Source organism: Streptomyces sp. NPDC005794 (genome assembly GCF_042871445.1).
Taxonomy (GTDB): Bacteria; Actinomycetota; Actinomycetes; order Streptomycetales; family Streptomycetaceae; genus Streptomyces.
In genome coordinates, this window is record NZ_JBIAIN010000036.1 from 11,849 (window position 1) to 29,575 (window position 17,727).

The following is a 17,727-nucleotide window of genomic DNA, read 5'->3' on the forward strand; positions in this document are numbered from 1 at the left end:
TCGCGCCGGGAGGGGCACCTTTCGTATGGGTCCGGGGTGCTCGGGCGTGGATGACCGGTTGTTTTCACACATAGGCACTTCGTTCTCCCTTCAACTTGGTTGAAGGGTAAGTAATATGAGCCGCAATCGGCTGCCCGCCCCTTCTGCGGTAAGGGAATTCATGACTTCCTTCTTCACCGACCTGGCCCAGCAGTACATCGACGGTGAGTGGAGGCCGGGGAAGGGGTCCTGGGACATCATCGACTTCAACCCGTACAGCGGGGAGAAGCTCGCCTCGATCACCGTCGCGACGGCCGACGAGGTCGACCAGGCCTACCGGGCGGCCGAGCGGGCGCAGTCGGAATGGGCGGACACCAACCCGTATGCCAGGCGGACCGTGCTGGAGAAGGCGCTGCGCGTCGTCGAGGAGCGCGAGGCGGAGATCGGCGAGGCGATCGTCGCGGAGCTCGGCGGTACCCGGCTGAAGGCCGGCTTCGAGCTGCACCTCGCCAAGGAGTTCCTGCGCGAGGCGGTCCAGCTCACGCTGCGGTCCACCGGTCAGATACTTCCCTCGCCGACCGAGGGGAAGGAGAACCGCGTCTACCGGCTGCCGGTCGGTGTCGTGGGTGTCATCAGCCCCTTCAACTTCCCCTTCCTGCTGTCGCTCAAGTCGGTCGCGCCCGCGCTGGCCCTCGGTAACGCCGTGGTCCTCAAGCCGCACCAGAACACCCCGGTCTGCGGGGGCACGCTGATCGCCAAGGTGTTCGAGGAGGCGGGGCTGCCGGCCGGGCTGCTGAACGTCGTGGTCACGGACATCGCCGAGATCGGCGACAGCCTGCTGGAGCACCCCGTCCCGCAGGTCATCTCCTTCACCGGCTCGGACAGGATCGGCCGCCACGTCGCCACGGTGTGCGCGGCCAACCTCAAGCGCGCGGTGCTCGAACTGGGCGGCAACAGCGCGCTGATCGTCCTGGACGACGCCGACGTGGACTACGCCGTCGACGCGGCCGTCTTCAGCCGCTACATCCACCAGGGCCAGGTCTGCATGGCGGCCAACCGCATCCTGGTGGACCGCTCGGTGGAGCAGGAGTTCACCGAGAAGTTCGTCGCCAAGGTCGCCTCCCTCCGCGTCGGCGACCCGGCCGACCCCACGACTCACATCGGCCCGCTGATCAGCTCCGCGCAGGCCGACGCCGTGTCCAAGCTCGTCGACGAGACCGTGGAAGCGGGCGCCACGGCGCTGCTGCACGGCCGAGCCGAAGGCAATGTGGTGAGCCCGTCCGTGCTGACCGGCCTCGCCGCCGACTCGCCCGTCCTGCAGCAGGAGATATTCGGGCCGGTGGCCCTGCTCGTCCCCTTCGACGGCGAGGACGAGGCCGTACGGATCGCCAACGACACCCCGTACGGGCTGAGCGGCGCGGTCCACACCGGCAACATCGAGCGTGGCGTACGGGTGGGGCAGCGGATCCGCACCGGCATGATCCACATCAACGACGGCACCGTCCACGACGAGGCCATCGTCCCGTTCGGCGGGGAAAAGAACTCGGGCCTCGGGCGCCTGAACGGCGAGTCGATGCTGGAGGCGTTCACCACGCAGAAGTGGATCTCGGTCCAGCACGGCCGCTCGGAGTTCCCCTTCTGACCGGCCGTCCTCCGCGGTGAGCGTGCCCTGCGCGGCGCGCTCCATGGTCTACTTCGGGGGCGGCCCCAAGGGCCGTCCCGTAGCCGCCCCCGAATCCGACCACCGCAGAGAAGTGACCCACCCGAAGTGCGCCTGAACGACCTCGACGAACGCATCGTCCACGCCCTCGCCGAAGACGCCCGTCGCTCCTACGCGGACATCGGCGCCCTGATCGGCCTCTCCGCCCCCGCGGTGAAACGCCGCGTGGACCGGCTGCGCGCCGACGGCGCCATCACGGGCTTCACCGTGCGGGTCGACCCGGCGGCGCTCGGCTGGGAGACCGAGGGTTTCATCGAGATCTACTGCAGCCGCAACACCGCCCCGGAGGCGATCAGACGGGGCCTGTCCACGTATCCGGAGGTCGCGTCCGCGTCCACGGTGACGGGCGACGCCGACGCGATCGTGCAGGTCTTCGCCGCCGACATGCGGCACTTCGAGCAGGTGCTGGAGCGGATCGCCGGCGAGCCGTACGTCGAGCGGACCAAGTCGGTCCTCGTGCTCTCCCCGCTGCTGCGGCGGTACTCGTCGGGCCCGCCGGCCTGACCCCGGCAGGGCAGCCGGGCGGCTGCGCGGCGAGACCGACATCACTCGCCTGACCTGCGAAGACATCCCACGCAACGAATCACCGCCGGAGCGGCTTGCCGCGCAACGGATCGACGGTGCAAGCGCAACAATCGCGCCTTGTCGGCCGTGATGACGCACCGTACCTTGAGTACGTCCCCCTACTCCGCCCGCCCCGCCCGAGGTCAGCCATGCCGCCGTTGCGCACCGCCCTGCTCCAGAGCTCCGGACGAGCCGGTTCCGTGGACGACAACCTCGCCGCACTCGACGAGGCCGCGGCACGGGCCGCCGCCGCGGGTGCGCGGCTGCTGGTCTGCCCGGAACTGTTCCTCACCGGATACGCCATAGGCGACGCCGTCCCCGAGCTGGCCGAGCCCGCGGACGGGCCCGCCGCGCGAGCGGTCGCCGGCATCTGCGTACGCCACGGCCTCGCCGTCCATTACGGCTACCCGGAACGGGCCGGTGAGGCGGTCTTCAACGCGGCGCAGCTCATCGGCCCCGACGGGGCGCCGCTCGCGAACTACCGCAAGACCCACCTCTTCGGCAGCTTCGAGGAGGAGTGGTTCACCCCCGGTGACCGGCCCGTGGTGCAGGCCGAGCTGCACGGCGTACGGATCGGGCTGCTGATCTGCTACGACGTCGAGTTCCCGGAGAACGTGCGCGCCCACGCCCTGGCCGGGACCGAGCTGCTGCTGGTCCCGACCGCCCTGATGCACCCCTTCCCGTTCGTCGCCGAAGCCGTCGTGCCGGTGCGCGCGTTCGAGAGCCAGCTGTACATCGCGTACGTCAACAGGGCAGGCAAGGAAGGCGAGTTCGACTTCACCGGGCTGAGCTGCCTGGCCGGCCCCGACGGCACGGTCCGCGCCCGCGCCGGCCGCGGCGAGGAACTCCTCGTCGGTGAGGTCGACCCCGCACTGCTCGCCGCGTCACGGGCCGCCAACCCCTATCTCAAGGACCGCGTCCCCGGCCTGTACCGCTCCCTCGTCTGAGCCTCCGCGTCCGTCCCTCGTCCACCCGCTAGGAGTCCGTACCCCATGACGTCCACGGTGCCCAACGCCGTCCAGCACACCGAGGCGCAGCCGCCGATCACCATGTTCGGGCCGGACTTCCCGTACGCCTACGACGACTTCCTCGCCCACCCGGCGGGCATCGGGCAGATACCGGCCACCGAACACGGCACCGAGGTCGCCGTCATCGGCGGAGGGCTCTCCGGGATCATCACCGCGTACGAACTCATGAAGATGGGCCTGAAGCCCGTCGTCTACGAGGCGGACCGTATCGGCGGCCGGCTGCGCACCGTCGGCTTCGACGGCTGCGACCCCTCGCTGACCGCCGAGATGGGCGCGATGCGCTTCCCGCCCTCGTCCACGGCGCTCCAGCACTACATCGACCTGGTGGGCCTGGAGACCGAACCGTTCCCCAACCCCCTCTCCCCTGCAGCCCCGTCGACCGTCGTCGACCTGAAGGGCGAGTCCCACTACGCGCGGACCATCGACGACCTGCCCCAGGTGTACCGTGACGTGATGGACGCCTGGAACTCCTGTCTGGAGGAGGGCGCCGACTTCTCCGACATGAACCGTGCGATGCGCGAGCGCGACGTACCGCGCATCCGGGAGATCTGGGCGGAGCTCGTCGAGAAGCTCGACGACCAGACCTTCTACGGCTTCCTCTGCGGCTCGGAAGCCTTCGCCTCCTTCCGGCACCGCGAGATCTTCGGCCAGGTCGGCTTCGGCACCGGAGGCTGGGACACCGACTTCCCCAACTCGATCCTGGAGATCCTCCGAGTCGTCTACACCGAGGCCGACGACCACCACCGGGGGATCGTCGGCGGCAGCCAGCAGCTGCCGCTGCGCCTGTGGGACCGCGAACCGCAGAAGACGGTGCACTGGCCGTCCGGCACCTCGCTGTCCTCCCTGCACGACGGGCAGCCGCGGACCGCCGTGACCCGGCTCGACCGCACCGCCGGAAACCGGATCACCGTCACCGATGCCACCGGCGACATCCGCACCTACCGGGCCGCCGTCTTCACCGGTCAGTCCTGGCTGCTGCTCTCCAAGATCGCCTGCGACGACGCGCTCTTCCCGATCGACCACTGGACGGCGATGGAGCGCACCCACTACATGGAGTCGTCCAAGCTGTTCGTGCCGGTCGACCGGCCGTTCTGGCTGGACAAGGACGAGCTGACCGGCCGGGACACGATGTCCATGACGCTCACGGACCGGATGACCCGGGGGACGTATCTTCTGGACGACGGGCCCGGCAAGCCGGCCGTCATCTGTCTCTCCTACACGTGGTGCGACGACAGCCTGAAGTGGCTGCCGCTCTCACCGAACGAGCGCATGGACGTCATGCTCAAGTCGCTCGGCGAGATCTATCCGGCCGTCGACATCCGCAAGCACGTCATCGGCAACCCGGTCACCGTCTCCTGGGAGAACGAGCCGTACTTCATGGGTGCGTTCAAGGCGAATCTGCCCGGCCACTACCGCTACCAGCGGCGCCTCTTCACCCACTTCATGCAGGACCGGCTGCCCGCCGACAAGCGCGGCCTGTTCCTCGCCGGCGACGACATCTCCTGGACGGCGGGCTGGGCCGAAGGAGCGGTGCAGACCGCGCTGAACGCCGTCTGGGGTGTGATGGCGCAGTTCGGCGGGGCCACCGACCCCGCGAACCCCGGTCCGGGCGACGTCTTCGACGAGATCGCGCCGGTCGAGCTCCCGGAGGGCTGAGACGGGCTCGCCGCCTCAGCGGCACGGAGTGAGCAGGAAGCGCCCCACCAGCCCGGTCCCGGCATCCATCCGCGCCCTGAACTCCTCGGCCAGAGGCGGCACTCCCCGCAGCTGCCAGAGCATCCGGGCCGCCGACCAGGACGCCTCGCGGGCCCGCTCCAGGCTCCAGGCCCCCGCGAGATGGATGAGGGGATCGGCGACCTGCAGCAGATCGGGACCGGGCATCAGATCTTCGCGGATCTGTTCCTCCAGCATCACGAGGAGATCGCCCACCCGGTCGAACTCCCCCTTGAGGTCCGGCGGAGCGCAGTCGAGCGTACGGCAGGTGTCCACCACGGCCAGTGCGAGGTCGTGCCCGATGTGCGCGTTGACACCGGCCAGGGCGAACTGCAGCGGGCGTACGCCCGGATGGCGCCGGTACTGGAAAAGCGGGCGCCAGCACTCGGGCGGACGGTCGCCGGAGACCGCCGTGTCGACCGCCGCCAGATAGTGCTCGGCGAACCGCACGTCCAGTGCGGACACGGCTTCCCGGTCCGTGAACGCGCCGTCCGTGATGTGCCGGCCGACCGCCTCCGTGACCGTCAGATAGACCTGGTTGAAGACCGCCACACCGTCCCCGGGCGGCCAAGCGGAGCGGAACGCCCGCATCCGCTCGATCACCGCGCCGACATCGGTCACCGCGCCGGCCGGAATTGCGAACTGCTCGATCCGCTCCATACGGGCAGCGTCCCAGCCTTAGGCTCGCCACGGCGCCGACGGGCCGGAGACTTCATCGGATCGGACGAATACCGGGCGCCGGGGGAGGGGACCGGTAGTGCGGGGCGTACGCGCGGAGGGCAGGACCGAGGTGAGGCGCCGGAGACGCGCCGCACTCCACGCCTGCGAGCCGGCACCGGCTGAGCGGCCGGCCCTGCTCAGGCCGTGCCGGCGGGCGGCTTCTCGTCGTACTGGGACGTGCCCGAGTCCAGCAGGGGCTCCTGCGTCTTCAGGTGCGCCGGGGCGAACGCCCGCAGCGCGTGGTAGCCGGTGATCACGACGAGCGTGCCGAGGGCGATCCCGCTCAGCTCGAAGTTGTCGGTGATCTTCAGGCTGACCCCGCCGACGCCGATGATGATGCCCGCGGCGGCCGGTACGAGGTTGAGGGGGTTACGCAGGTCGACCTTGGCGTTCAGCCAGATCTGGGCGCCCAGCAGGCCGATCATGCCGTACAGGATCACGGTGATGCCGCCGAGCACCCCGCCGGGGATCGCGGCGACGACCGCGCCGAACTTGGGGCAGAGGCCGAACAGCAGGGCGAAGAAGGCCGCCGCCCAGTAGGCCGCGGTGGAGTAGACCCGGGTCGCCGCCATCACGCCGATGTTCTCGGAGTACGTGGTGTTGGGCGGGCCGCCGACGGCCGTGGACAGCATCGAGGCGGCGCCGTCCGCGGCGATCGCGGTGCCCAGCTTGTCGTCGAGCGAGTCACCGGTCATCTCGCCGACGGCCTTCACATGCCCGGCGTTCTCGGCGATCAGGGCGATGACGACCGGCAGCGCGACCAGGATCGCGGACCACTCGAAGCTCGGCGCGTGGAAGGACGGCAGCCCGATCCAGTCCGCGTCCGCCACGGCCGACAGGTCCAGCCGCCAGTGGTCTACGGCCTCCGCGCCGCCGGCCGGGGAGTGGATCTTCCCGAAGCCCAGATCGAGCACCCAGGACAGGACATAGCCGAAGACGAGCCCGAGGAAGATCGCGATGCGCGAGAAGAACCCGCGCAGGCAGACCACGGCCAGCCCGGTGAACAGCATCACCAGCAGGGCCGTCCACTGGTCCTGCGGCCAGTACGTCGACGCGGTGACGGGTGCCAGGTTGAAGCCGATCAGCATCACGACGGCGCCGGTCACCACCGGAGGCATCGCCGCGTGGATGATCCGCGCGCCGAACCGCTGCACCACGAGCCCCACCAGGAACAGCACGGCGCCGACCGCCAGGACCGCACCGGTGACGGTGGCACTGCTGCCGCCGCTGGCCCGGATGGTGGCTGCCACGCCCACGAAGGAGAGCGAGCACCCCAGATAGCTGGGCACCCTGCCCTTCGTCGCCAGCAGGAAGATGGCGGTGGCGACACCGGACATCATGATGGCGAGGTTCGGGTCGAGGCCCATCAGGACGGGCGCCACGAAGGACGCGCCGAACATGGCCACCACGTGCTGGGCGCCGAGCCCGAACGTACGGGGCCAGGAGAGCCGCTCGTCGGGGCGCACCACGGCCCCCGGTGCGGGGGTCTTCCCGTCGCCGTGCAAGGTCCAGCGCACGCCGAGGCCCATGGTCGCTCCCTGATTGGTGTGTGCGGTGCGCCCTGGGGGGTCCACCCGCGGAAAAGATCAGAGCCATGTTAGTGCCGATGCGGTGCGGCCCCGCGCTCGGCCCCGCCACCGCTGGAACCTGTCGTTCCGCTCCGACGGCCCCGCCCGGCCGTCAGCCGCCCGCCGGGCTCCTGTCCGGCGCCGGCTGCGGCACTCCGCCCTCCGCGACCTTGCGGTCGCCGGCCCGCAGCACCCCGGCCCCCAGGACCAGGCCGAACGCCAGCACCGTCACCAGGCCGAACGACACGAGCAGCGAGGTCGCCTCGGCCAGCGAGCCGATCGCGGACGGGGCGATGAGCCCGGAGGTGTACGTGATGGTGGCGACGCCCGCGATGGCCCGGCTCGGGTTCGCGCCACTGCGGCCGGCCGCGGCGAAGGCCAGCGGGACGACGACCGCCACGCCGAGGCCCAGCAGGCCGAAGCCGGTGAGGGCCAGAACCGGGCCGTTCGCCAGGACCACGAGCAGCCCGCCGACCGTGGCGAGGACGCCCCCGACCCGTACGGTCCGCACCGCTCCGAAGCGGTCGACGACCTTGTCGCCGGCGATCCGGGCGATGGCCATCATCAGGGCGAAGGCCGTGGTCGAAGCCGCCGCGAGCCCCGCCGAACTGTCCATCACGTCCCGGAGGTAGACCGCCGACCAGTCCATGCTGGCCCCCTCGGCGAACACCGCGCAGAAGCCCACCGCCCCGATGACCAGGGCCGACTTCGGCGGCAGGGTGAAGCGCGGCGGCGGCTCCTCGTCCGGCGGGCTGCGCAGGTCCAGGACCCCCTGGCAGGCGGCCAGACCGAGCGCCGTCAGCACCAGCGCGGCCAGGGTGTGGTGCAGCCGGGCGTCGGCCCCGATGTGGGCGGCGACCGTGCCCGCCGCCGAACCGATCAGGGCGCCCACGCTCCACATGCCGTGCAGTCCGGACATGATCGACTTGTCGAGCCGGTTCTCCACCTCGACGCCGAGGGCGTTCATGGCGACGTCCGACATTCCGGCGGTTGCCCCGTAGACGAACAGCGCGAGGCAGAGCGTCAGCAGGTTCGGAGCCAGCGACGGCAGGATCAGCGCCAGGGTCCACAGGGCCAGCAGCCCGCGCAGGGCCGTCCGGGCCCCGAACCGGTGACTGACACTGCCCGCCAGCGGCATGGCCAACGAGGCGCCGATGGCGGGGAAGGCGAGCGCGAGACCGAGCTGGCCGGCGCTCACCGAGGCGTGGTCCTGGATCCACGGCACCCGGGTCGCGAAGCTCCCCGTCACCGCCCCGTGCACGGCGAAGACCGCGGCCACCGCGTATCTGGCCCGTCTGATCTGCTCCCTGTCGAAGACCGGGACCGCTGGGTCCTTCGTCATACGCCGTGCCCTCCCCTGGAATTTCCGGCCCACCGGACTCCCCGGGGCCGCGTCACGCAGTGCGGGCCGTAAGCTATCAGGAACCCTGCCTGATAAATAACCCCGCAGCGGGCACCCGCCAGCGGTCTGGAAGGATCCCGGCATGCCCGCATCCATGCCCGCGTCTCCGAGCACAGCCCGGGCCATCAACGACCGGCTCGCCCTGCGGCTCCTCCAGCAGGACGGCCCGCTGACGGCTGCTCAGTTGAAGACCATGACCGGACTGTCCCGCCCGACGGTCGCCGATCTGGTGGACCGCCTCCAGGACGCGGGCCTGATCCGGGTCGTGGGGGAGAGCGGCGCGGACCGCCGGGGACCCAACGCCCGGCTGTACGGGATCGTCGCGGACCGCGCGCACCTGGCCGCCCTCGACGTACGGACGGACAGCGTCGCCGTGACCGTCGCGGACCTGCTCGGGGTCACGCTCGCCGAGGCCACCCTCCCGATCGGCAGCGACACGGGCACACGGCCCGCCGTCGAGCGCGCCGTCGCGATGCTGGAACGCACGGCGCGCACGGCAGGCACCGCCCCGCTGCACAGTGTCGGCATCGGAGCCCCCGGCCTGATCGACCCGCTCACCGGAGAGCTCAGGAACACCGCCGGGCTCCCCGCCTGGCACAGCGGCCTGGTCAGGGAGCTCCAGCAACGGCTGCCCGCCACCGTCCTCGTCGAGAACGAGACCAACCTCGCCGCCGTCGCGGAACACCGCATCGGCGCCGCCCAGGACCGTGACACCTTCGTGCTGCTCTGGCTGGGCAGCGGCATCGGCGCCGCCGTGATGCTCGACGGGAAACTGCGCCGCGGCGCCTCGGGCGGGGCAGGGGAGATCGGGTTCCTGCCGGTGCCCGGCACCTCGGGGGTCCCCTCCGCAGTCAACTGTGAGGGAGGCTTTCACTCCCTGGCGGGTTCCGCCGCCGTCTGCCGGCTGGCCGCGGAACACGGCATCAGTACGGGGGGGCCCGCTGAGGACGACGCGCAGGAGCAGGACCCCGCAGCCGCGTTTGCCGTCCGGGCCGCGCTGCGTGCGGGCGACGGGAACGGCGAAGCCTTTCTGGCGGCGCTAGCCGACCGCCTGGCCCTCGGCGCCGCTGCCGTCGTTTCCGTACTCGACCCCGGCTGCCTCGTCCTGGCCGGAGAGGTCGGCCGCGCCGGAGGAGACGCGCTCGCCGCGCGGGTGGAGGAGCGGCTGGCCCGGATGTCACCGCTGCGTACGGAGGTCAGGGCCGGGACGCTCGGCGGCGGCGCGGTCCTGCGCGGCGCGCTGTTCGCCGCCCGGGATGCTGCGCAGGATGCCCTCTTCGGCGCGGGGGGATGAGGGGGGCCTGGCGGGCGCGGGACACGTCTGAGTCAGGGCCGTAACGGCCCCTCGGCTCGGGTGCGGGACATGGTGGTTGCTCGCGGCCCCCGTCACCACCAGGAAACGCGCGTGTAGGCGAAGAACAGCAGACAGCGTTCAGCCAGAAGGTACGCAGCCGAGCGGGTACAGACCGGTCTGCGGACTGGTCCGCCCGCCGCGATGCTCCGGCGCCATGTACTGATGGGCCCCGATGGGACTGCCGGTCGCGTTGGATGACGGGCACGTCGCGGGCGTACCACATGCCGTGGCGACCTGCGCGGCGACGGCGGCAGCCCAACTGGCGGGCAGCGGGTGACCCGGGTGGATGTATGCGGACAGCGGGATGCCGTTGACCAGCTCCATGACGAGGAGCAGCCGTTCGTAGGCGTCATCGAGTAGCGCGTCGAATTCCTGAGGCACGCCGGGGTGTTGGATGCGCGCGGTGATGCGGGCCCCGCGCTTGAACCGCTTGGCGAACTCCTCGGCCAGCTGTGGCGGGCCGGCGACGGCCCGCCGTCGGAGCACCTTCACGGCGACGGGCCGATCCAGCACGGCGTCGTAGCCGTGCCATGCGTCGCCCATACCGCCGCTGCTGAGCTCCTCCAGGAGTACCGCCCGGCGATCGGCTGGTCTGGCACCTTGCCTCCGTGTGGGCGTGCGCTGATGGCCGGCGCGTGTCGGTGCGCGGACCCGACATGGTGGGGCAAGTCTTCCCGGGCGGCGATCTCCAGCACAGCGAAGCTGTGGGAACGAGTGACGGGGCGACACTTTCCGGTCACCGGAGGCGGTGTGCCGGACCGTGCAAAGCTTTTGGCTCTCCTGCTTAACAGCGGAGCGGTGGCTGTGCTCGGTCCCGGTGCGCGGAGTCCGCCGACGTGTGGAGCGTCAGCCGAGGCTGACGCTCCACACGTCGCCGTGCCCCAGCCATTCATCGCGTTCCTCGTGATCATTGCTGACCAGGACGGACACCTTTGTTTCTGATGCGCGATACTCCTGAAAATCACCTTGATCGATATTCTGCAGGGAGGGGGCATTCGGTAGATTGACAAACTCGTTGTACAGCTCATCCCATGTCAGGTATCGAGGGAAGTGATCCTGCATGGCTATGCGCCATCGATCGGCCGTATCGCTACGGGCGGCCAGCCTGTGCAGTTCGATGGAGCCCCCGGATACCCGCCAGTCCTGGTCGAGATTCAGATAGAACTCGATGAAGCCGTAGTCGCGGCGCATAGACTCTCCATCTTCGTCCACAACATCCACGAAATTAAAATCGATGGCCTGCTGAAGCTCGATGAGGGTAGATCCGATGCCGACCCCGTACAGGCGTCCCGTTGCGATGAATGAGGCGATTAGTCTAGTGGCGCTCACGGCCACCCCTCCAGCTTTTCGATGAGTGCTTTCATTTCGTCCGCCCGGTTCTTTTTATTGCCCCAGTTGTGATCAAGCATATGCTCCCGGGCGGATGTGGCCTTGGCGAGCAGGTCGGCGCGGAGCTTGGGATCGGTGTTCACGGCGTCGACAGCTTCCTGGACACTCTTTTCCGAGGCCCACCCATGTTCAAGCCTGATCGGTGCGCCCGCAATGTTGCCGTTGTCGTCGACGAACACATGAATTTCGTCTTCGAGGCCAGGTTTTTTCTTTAGGGGAATGTGAATGTGGGCGCCTTTTGTAGCCCAGTCGGATGCCACAGGAGATACGCGTATCTTGCAGGGCTTCAGTCCTAGTGGATCTGTCCATGTGTGCGGGTTCGTCACATATGCCTGGGCGTTGGGGGCTGGATCGAGACCCAAAGGATCAACTGTTATGTAACGGGCGGTTTCGGGGTCGTAGTACCTGTGGACGTTGTAGTGCAGGCCGGTCTCGGGGTCGAAATATTGGCCGGGAAACCGAAGTGGTGTGTACGTCCTGCTCGAAATGGCCCAGGTGGTCGCGCCCCACAGTGTTGCGCGTGCCCGCCAAGCTAGTTTGCCCGACTCGTCAATAAGTTCGCTCGGGCTGCCAGCCAGGTCCGTGATGATGGAGAAGAATCGTTCATCGATGGTCTCTTGTGGTGACCCTTCCGAAAGTACACGTTCTGATTGGGTCAGTGGACGTGTGCCGTCGTGGTCCCATGTAAGCATTACGGGATTTGGAAGTTCCTGCCCGCTGGCCAGTTCCTCGCAGAGATTTCCGTCATCCCAAACGAAGGAAGTCTGGTCAAGAATGGTACTTCCGTCCTCCGCGAGGCGCTGCTTTGCTGTACGACGCCCAAGAGGATCATACAAGTAGCGCCATTTCGTGCCGTCCGGCGTGCATACAGAGGTAAGCCGGTCCTCGGCACTCCACTCATACCGCCACGTTTCCGGCTTCCGCGAGAGTCGCCGTCTCTGGCGGAGAACGGTCCGGCCTTGTCCGTCGTACTCGTAGCGGACATCCCCCGCCATGTTGATGCGCGTACCTCTGTACGTGCGTGCACCTGTGGCCTCCTGCCCGGGGTGCGCTGCAGGCCAGGCCGCCTTGGTCTGGTTACCGGCTGAGTCGTAGGCGTATCGCTCGGTCCAGCCCGAGGCGTGCACGGCAGTGACTCGGCCGAGCACGTCCAGATCGAAGGTCTGGGTGCCGCGGGCCTGATCGTCGATACCAAGGAGGTTGCCGTCGGCGCGATACGAGTAGGTGCGGCGTTGAACGGTGCGATTGGCACCCGTCACATGCTGGTCGGTAAGCCGACCCATGATGTCGAACTTGTGTCTGAGCGTGACTGCGGCGCCGATGTGCCTCGCTATCTCTTGTCCTCCCGTATCCCGCTCGAAGGTGAGTGTGCGGCCAGATGTCGTGAGCTCCCTGCGGCGGCCCGCTGCATCGTAGGACCATGTGCTGACGGCTCCGCCGGGCGTGGTTCGACCGTTTCGGCGTCCGAGAGCGTCGTGCTCGAAGGTGAGGCGCCGCCCATTGACGACTTCGTATTTCAAGCGCCCGTACCGATCTCGCATCCGGGTCAGAGCGGCGTCCGGGCCTGATGCGACGGCCAGTTGGTCGAAGGAGTCGTACTCGTAGCGGGTGAGTGCTCCGTCTGCGTTCTTGCGAAGCAGTTGGCCGAGTTCGTTGCGTTCGAATCGGATGGTCTGGCCGGCGCCATTGGTACGGGAGACCAGGCGGCTCGCGGCATCGTAGGTGTAAGTGAGCACCCTGCGGTCGAAGTCGCTCTCCCAGGTGAGGCGACCGGCCGGATCGTATCTGTAGCTCCAGCGCAGCCCTTGTGGGCTCGTCACTTCGGTCAGTTGGAGCAGTGGGTCGTGGCTGAACTCGTACCGCGCTCGATCCGGTCCGGTACGTGCCACGAGTAGGTCGAAGTCTGAGTACTCGAAGGTGGTGACGCCTCCCAGAGGGTCGGTGTGCGTGAGGCAGTTTCCTTCACCGTCGTAGGTCCAGAACTGTTCGCTGCCGTCGGCGTCCATACGATGGGTGAGTTGCCCCTCCGTGGCCCAGGTGAACCGAGTGACAGCTGTCAGGGCATCGGTTATCGAGGACGGGCGGCCGTAAGCGTCGCGCTCGTAGCGCGTCGTGACGCCCAGGGGGTCCACGATTTCGGCGGGCAGACCAGCTTTGTCGCATCGCACCGCTGTGCGGTGTCCGAGTGCATCGGTCATGGAGTCGAGGTGCCCAGCCTCATTGAATGTGTAGAAGGTCGTCACGCCTGACGGAAGGGTGACCGACGTACGGTTACCGCAGCCGTCGTAGGTCTGGCGAGTGACCGTGCCGTCCGCGCTCTTGATGCGTACAGGCAACCCGAGAGCGTTGTACTCGGCCGTCATTTCCCGCCCGTCCGGGCGGGTCACCGAGGCCAGGTGGCCGTGCTCGTCGTAGGTGGAGCGGGTGATGTGCCCGAGGGGGTCCGTGACGGACAGGAGCCGGTGGTAGCGGTCGTGCTCGAAGCGGGTGACCGCACCCAGGGGGTTGATTTCGGCGACGACCTGGGAGCGGTCGTTGATCACGTATCGGGTGGTGTGGCCGAGGCTGTCCGTCATGGACGTCAGGCGCAAGCCGGTGTCGGGGTCGGTGTCGTCCCAGGTGAAGTGGGCTTCGAGGTGGCCGTTGGTGCCGGTCTGGTAGACGCAGCGGTCGTGTTCGTCATAGACGTACTCGTACCGGCTGCCGTTGGTGTCCGTCCACGCCGTGATGCGGCCCAAATCGTCGCAGTCGAAACGCACGGGCTTGCCCGATGAGTTGGTGACCGCGGTGAGGTGGCCGTCGGTGTAGCCGTAGCGGAGGATCTCCTGGTCGGTGCCGTCGTAGGCCGCGCCTGCGAGGTGGAGGGCAGTGACCCTGCCTTCGTGTGTGGTGAGTTTCAGGTGGTAGCCGCCGTGGTGCACGATCGATGTCGGAGCACCGGCCTCGTCGTGCTCGAAGGCGATCCAGCGGCCGTTGCGGTCGTCGATCTGAGCCAGGAGCGCCAGGTCGCCGCCAGGCTGGTCGACGAAGTGCCGGACCTGGCCGGTCTCCGGATCCGTGATTGTGTAGCCGTCGGTCACCCGGTCCAGGGGCCAGCGCCTGCCGTGCGTGGGCATGACGGGGGTGCCGGGTGCTGGGTGCGGGTAGGCGAGCAGGCTGCCTTCGTTGCAGCTGAAGATCACGCCTTACGCGTCGATCTCAAGCCGCTGATCGACCGTGCTCGACCAGCCGGAGCCGAACCATCTGCCGGCGCGGTGCGAGGAGTCGAAGACGCGCTCGAAGACCAGAGGCAGTGATCCCGGCAGCACGATGTCCGTCTGCGGGAGCAGCATGCGCCCGGTCGCGACGTCGATCGGGTCGTTGGCGCACTTGACCTTGCTGCACTGCTGCCCGTTGGAGTCGGGATTAGCCTCGTGGCCTTCGCGGTGAGGGCCCCGGGGTTGATCGGGTAGGCGCTTCATCCCGGCACGCAGCCCGCCCTTGAGGAGGCCCCCGCCCTTGGTGCCGACCAGTTCGGGCAGGAGTCGGCCGATGAATTCGGAAGGGTCGCCCTTGGCCGCGTCCCAGGCGTTCTTCAGCGCGCGGTCGGGGTTGGCGGCGGTGGAGACGAGGCCCGCAAGCGTCATGTTGACGCCCTTGTAGTACTCGGCCGGGTGCGTCAGGTTGTACGGGTCTTGTGGGTTGACCGAGCGGACGAAGTTCACCAGTCCCGCTGAGGCCTTGATGACACCGCCGCCGACATGGGCCAGTTCGACGGACTGACCGATTCCGTAGTCGATCAGTTCCTGCTTGGCCCGGTCCAGGCCTGTGGGTTCCTTCGGTGCGTGCGCCATCGCGGCGGTGATCGCACCCTGCGCCGCATCGCCCGCCTCGTTACGTGCCCGGCGGGCGCGCTGAAGGATCTCGTGCGCGTGCCGTCGTTTGGCCGCGCCCGGGTCGGAGAAGGTGCCTGGGTGCGGGAGAGGGTGGTCGGTGTTGCGGACCGCGTTGTACGCCTCCGCCTTCTCCTTGAAAGAGGCCGCCGCCGTCTCGTAGTCCTGCTTGCCCTCCTTGTAGAGAGCGATCGCCTCACCAGCCTTGGCCTGCGCACTGGTGACCGTCCCCGCGTACGTCTCCAGGGCCTTGGCCGCGTCCTCGAACGCATCTGCCGCCCGTAGCCAGTCGGTGGGCAGTGTCTGGAACTTGGCGCGGAAGGCGTCGGCGGCCTCGCCCTTCCAGTGGCCGGAGTCGAGCTTCTTCATCCCGCCGCCGACGAGATCGAACGCCTTCTGGAAATCGCGGAGATTCTTCACCGCCGCACTGATCTTCTCCGGCCGGCCGTGGATCAGCTCATCCGCTTCCTCGGTCTGACCGAGCTGCTGCTCCCCGACGTGCGCACCCAGTGAGGAGGCGTTCTCATCGCCCCAGTCCTCGACCGCGTCCGCCCACTCATCGGCACCGACCTTCTCCAGACCCGAGCCGAGCACATCGGTGCCCTTGTCGATCCCGGTGCCGACGATCTCCTTGCCCTTGTCGACCAGGTTGCCCGCCCCGTCGTACAGGGCGTCGCCCCACTTCCCCCAGTCCGGCATCAGCGACTCTCCCCCCACCGCGGCTGCTCAGCCTGATCGATCGTCTCCTGCGACGGATCGAGCTGCTCCCGCAGCCGCTCGTCCGCCGCGTCCCGTACCTCCGGGTCCATCAGCCCGCTGCGCTCCATCGAGTCGAGCGCGGCGTCCTCCACGTCGTAGGCGGTGTCCTTCCAGGTCTGCTTCACCTAGGCATGGGCGGCGTCCCATGACTCGCGGCTGTAGTCCGGGTTGTCGTAGGCGGGCTGGGTGCTGATCGTGTTCCAGCTCATCCCCTTGATGTCGTCCTCGGACGCGTGCGGGTTCCCGTTCAGGGAGTTCACACCGATCTTGATCGAGTCCTTTACGTACTGCTCCTGCTCCGCGAACGAACCCGCCGACAACCCCACCCCCAGCGCGAAGACGTTGCCCTTCTGCGTCAGGGCCCGCACGCCCCACTCCCACCGATTGCAGAACGTCTCGAACTCGGACGTCAGCCCGCCGTGCCCCAACTCCAGCCCCGACAAGGCGAGATCCGAAAACCCCCGGCCCACCGACGCCTCGCCGATGAACCCGAGCTCCTTCAGCTCCGCATGCGCCAGGTCGATCCCCTTCGCGATCTCCGCCTACGCCTCCGGCGGCACCTGAAGATCCGCGTTCTCCCCGCTCACTGCATCCCCCCGAGATCCACCGCGACCGCGTCCGGCACGATGCCCGCCACCGGCGGGAACAACATGCCGTCCGTACTCCCCGCATCGAGCGCCACTCCCGCCGGGCCCGGCAGCAAAGGCACCATCACATCCAGCAACCGCGCACCCAGAACGGCCTGATACGTCCACTCCCGCCCGGCATCCCCCCCACGGGCCAACGCGAACCGGGCCAATGCCTCCTGATCCGAGAAGGCGCAGATCCAGCGCACACCGTTCTGCTCCGCCGACCACAGGTCACCGGTCTCGTCCAGCGGCACCAGCACCGCCGTTCGCCGGAACTCACCCAGCAACACAGCAAACTCTCGTCGGGCCGTACGCAATTGGTCCTGTTCGGCCTTGCCCGACGTCACGAGGGGTTCTCTGTCGGGGGCGGCCCCAAAAGCTCGTCCAAGTCCGCCAGTCGTGATCGCCTGCGCTGCTGCTCCGGGCACGGGCAGACTTCCAGGACCGCCCGCACCGTCTTGTCCGGCCCGTCCACGCAGGGTTACCAGCCCCAGCGGTCGGCGAGGGCTGCGACCAACAGGAGGCCGCGGCCGCCCTCCTGATCGGGCGACGCCGGGCTGGTGGGAGCGGGGAGGCGTTCGCCCCGGGTGTCGGTGACCTCGACGCGGATGGCCGTGCCCTCGGCGGAGAGGCGGAGGCGGAAGTCGCGGCCTGACACGTGACCGTGGCGCACCGCGTTGCTGCTGAGCTCGGCGACGATCAGCAGCAACGCATCGTGCGCGTCGCTCCCGTACGGGATGCCCCAGGCATCGAGGCGTTCATCCGCCAGGCCCCGGGCGAGTCGGGCGCCTCGTGGCGTGGAGCTGAAACGCATCGTGACGTGCTGTCATGGGATCGATGTGCGTGGGGTGCGCGGGGCTCTACACAGGAGGGCACTCGCGCATCCCTGCCGCCGCCGGCGAGGTTCTGCCGGCGGCGGCAGGGGTTAAGGGTGTGGGGGGTGCCCCTATCTGTTTCGTCAACCCTGGCGGGGCTGGTTCGTCGGGGTTCGTGTTGGTTTCCGGGAACGTGCCGCGAAGTGGGATGTTCC

The 17,727-nt window shown here is 68.7% G+C and carries 11 protein-coding genes and 3 pseudogenes; 5 read left to right on the plus strand and 9 right to left on the minus strand.

Annotated elements, in window-relative coordinates; genetic code table 11:
* Positions 1-160 precede the first annotated feature (160 nt).
* The 4 genes from ACFYQ5_RS35330 (at position 161) to ACFYQ5_RS35345 (ending at position 4,947) form a co-directional block, all read left to right on the plus strand.
* On the plus strand, positions 161-1,621 hold the full coding sequence (locus ACFYQ5_RS35330; RefSeq protein WP_389203618.1) for an aldehyde dehydrogenase family protein: 1,461 nt from the start codon (positions 161-163) through the stop codon (positions 1,619-1,621).
* Between the two features lie 126 nt (positions 1,622-1,747).
* A complete protein-coding gene (locus ACFYQ5_RS35335; RefSeq protein ID WP_389203620.1) occupies positions 1,748-2,203 on the plus strand; it encodes an Lrp/AsnC family transcriptional regulator in 456 nt (151 codons plus the stop codon).
* 209 nt (positions 2,204-2,412) lie between these two features.
* Complete coding sequence (locus tag ACFYQ5_RS35340) at positions 2,413-3,210, plus strand: carbon-nitrogen hydrolase family protein (protein WP_389203622.1); 798 nt, start codon at positions 2,413-2,415, stop codon at positions 3,208-3,210.
* 45 nt (positions 3,211-3,255) lie between these two features.
* A complete protein-coding gene (locus ACFYQ5_RS35345; protein ID WP_389203624.1) occupies positions 3,256-4,947 on the plus strand; it encodes a flavin monoamine oxidase family protein in 1,692 nt (563 codons plus the stop codon).
* A gap of 15 nt (positions 4,948-4,962) precedes the next feature.
* Here ACFYQ5_RS35345 and ACFYQ5_RS35350 read toward each other — a convergent pair whose 3' ends face one another.
* The 3 genes from ACFYQ5_RS35350 to ACFYQ5_RS35360 all read right to left on the minus strand — a co-directional run bounded on the left by ACFYQ5_RS35350 (position 4,963) and on the right by ACFYQ5_RS35360 (position 8,634).
* Positions 4,963-5,664, minus strand: a complete 702-nt coding sequence (locus ACFYQ5_RS35350) for a DUF5995 family protein (protein WP_389203626.1) — start codon at positions 5,662-5,664, stop codon at positions 4,963-4,965.
* 197 nt (positions 5,665-5,861) lie between these two features.
* A complete protein-coding gene (locus tag ACFYQ5_RS35355; RefSeq protein WP_389203629.1) occupies positions 5,862-7,253 on the minus strand; it encodes a uracil-xanthine permease family protein in 1,392 nt (463 codons plus the stop codon).
* A gap of 151 nt (positions 7,254-7,404) precedes the next feature.
* Positions 7,405-8,634 carry an MFS transporter gene (locus ACFYQ5_RS35360; RefSeq protein ID WP_389203631.1) on the minus strand — a complete coding sequence of 410 codons (1,230 nt, stop codon included), beginning with the start codon at positions 8,632-8,634 and terminating at the stop codon, positions 7,405-7,407.
* A 154-nt stretch (positions 8,635-8,788) separates the two neighbouring features.
* Here ACFYQ5_RS35360 and ACFYQ5_RS35365 point away from each other — a divergent pair, with 154 nt between their 5' ends.
* Positions 8,789-9,988: an ROK family protein gene (locus ACFYQ5_RS35365; RefSeq protein ID WP_389203642.1), complete on the plus strand. Its 1,200-nt coding sequence runs from the start codon at positions 8,789-8,791 to the stop codon at positions 9,986-9,988.
* A 150-nt stretch (positions 9,989-10,138) separates the two neighbouring features.
* On the opposite strand, the pseudogene ACFYQ5_RS35370 reads toward ACFYQ5_RS35365, so the two are convergent.
* From ACFYQ5_RS35370 to ACFYQ5_RS35395, 6 genes and pseudogenes are all read right to left on the minus strand, one after another.
* Positions 10,139-10,591: pseudogene (locus ACFYQ5_RS35370) on the minus strand (serine/threonine protein kinase); the annotation flags it as partial.
* A 303-nt stretch (positions 10,592-10,894) separates the two neighbouring features.
* Entirely contained in the window at positions 10,895-11,377 is a 483-nt protein-coding gene (locus ACFYQ5_RS35375) for a hypothetical protein (RefSeq protein ID WP_389203634.1), read from the minus strand.
* 338 nt (positions 11,378-11,715) lie between these two features.
* Positions 11,716-16,008, minus strand: a pseudogene (locus tag ACFYQ5_RS35380) (putative T7SS-secreted protein); the annotation flags it as partial.
* Positions 16,008-16,604: pseudogene (locus ACFYQ5_RS35385) on the minus strand (hypothetical protein). The pseudogenes ACFYQ5_RS35380 and ACFYQ5_RS35385, both read right to left, overlap by 1 nt.
* A 47-nt stretch (positions 16,605-16,651) precedes the next feature.
* Positions 16,652-17,044 carry an SseB family protein gene (locus ACFYQ5_RS35390; protein ID WP_389203636.1) on the minus strand — a complete coding sequence of 131 codons (393 nt, stop codon included), beginning with the start codon at positions 17,042-17,044 and terminating at the stop codon, positions 16,652-16,654.
* A gap of 134 nt (positions 17,045-17,178) precedes the next feature.
* Positions 17,179-17,511, minus strand: a complete 333-nt coding sequence (locus ACFYQ5_RS35395; protein WP_389203638.1) for an ATP-binding protein — start codon at positions 17,509-17,511, stop codon at positions 17,179-17,181.
* Positions 17,512-17,727 lie beyond the last annotated feature (216 nt).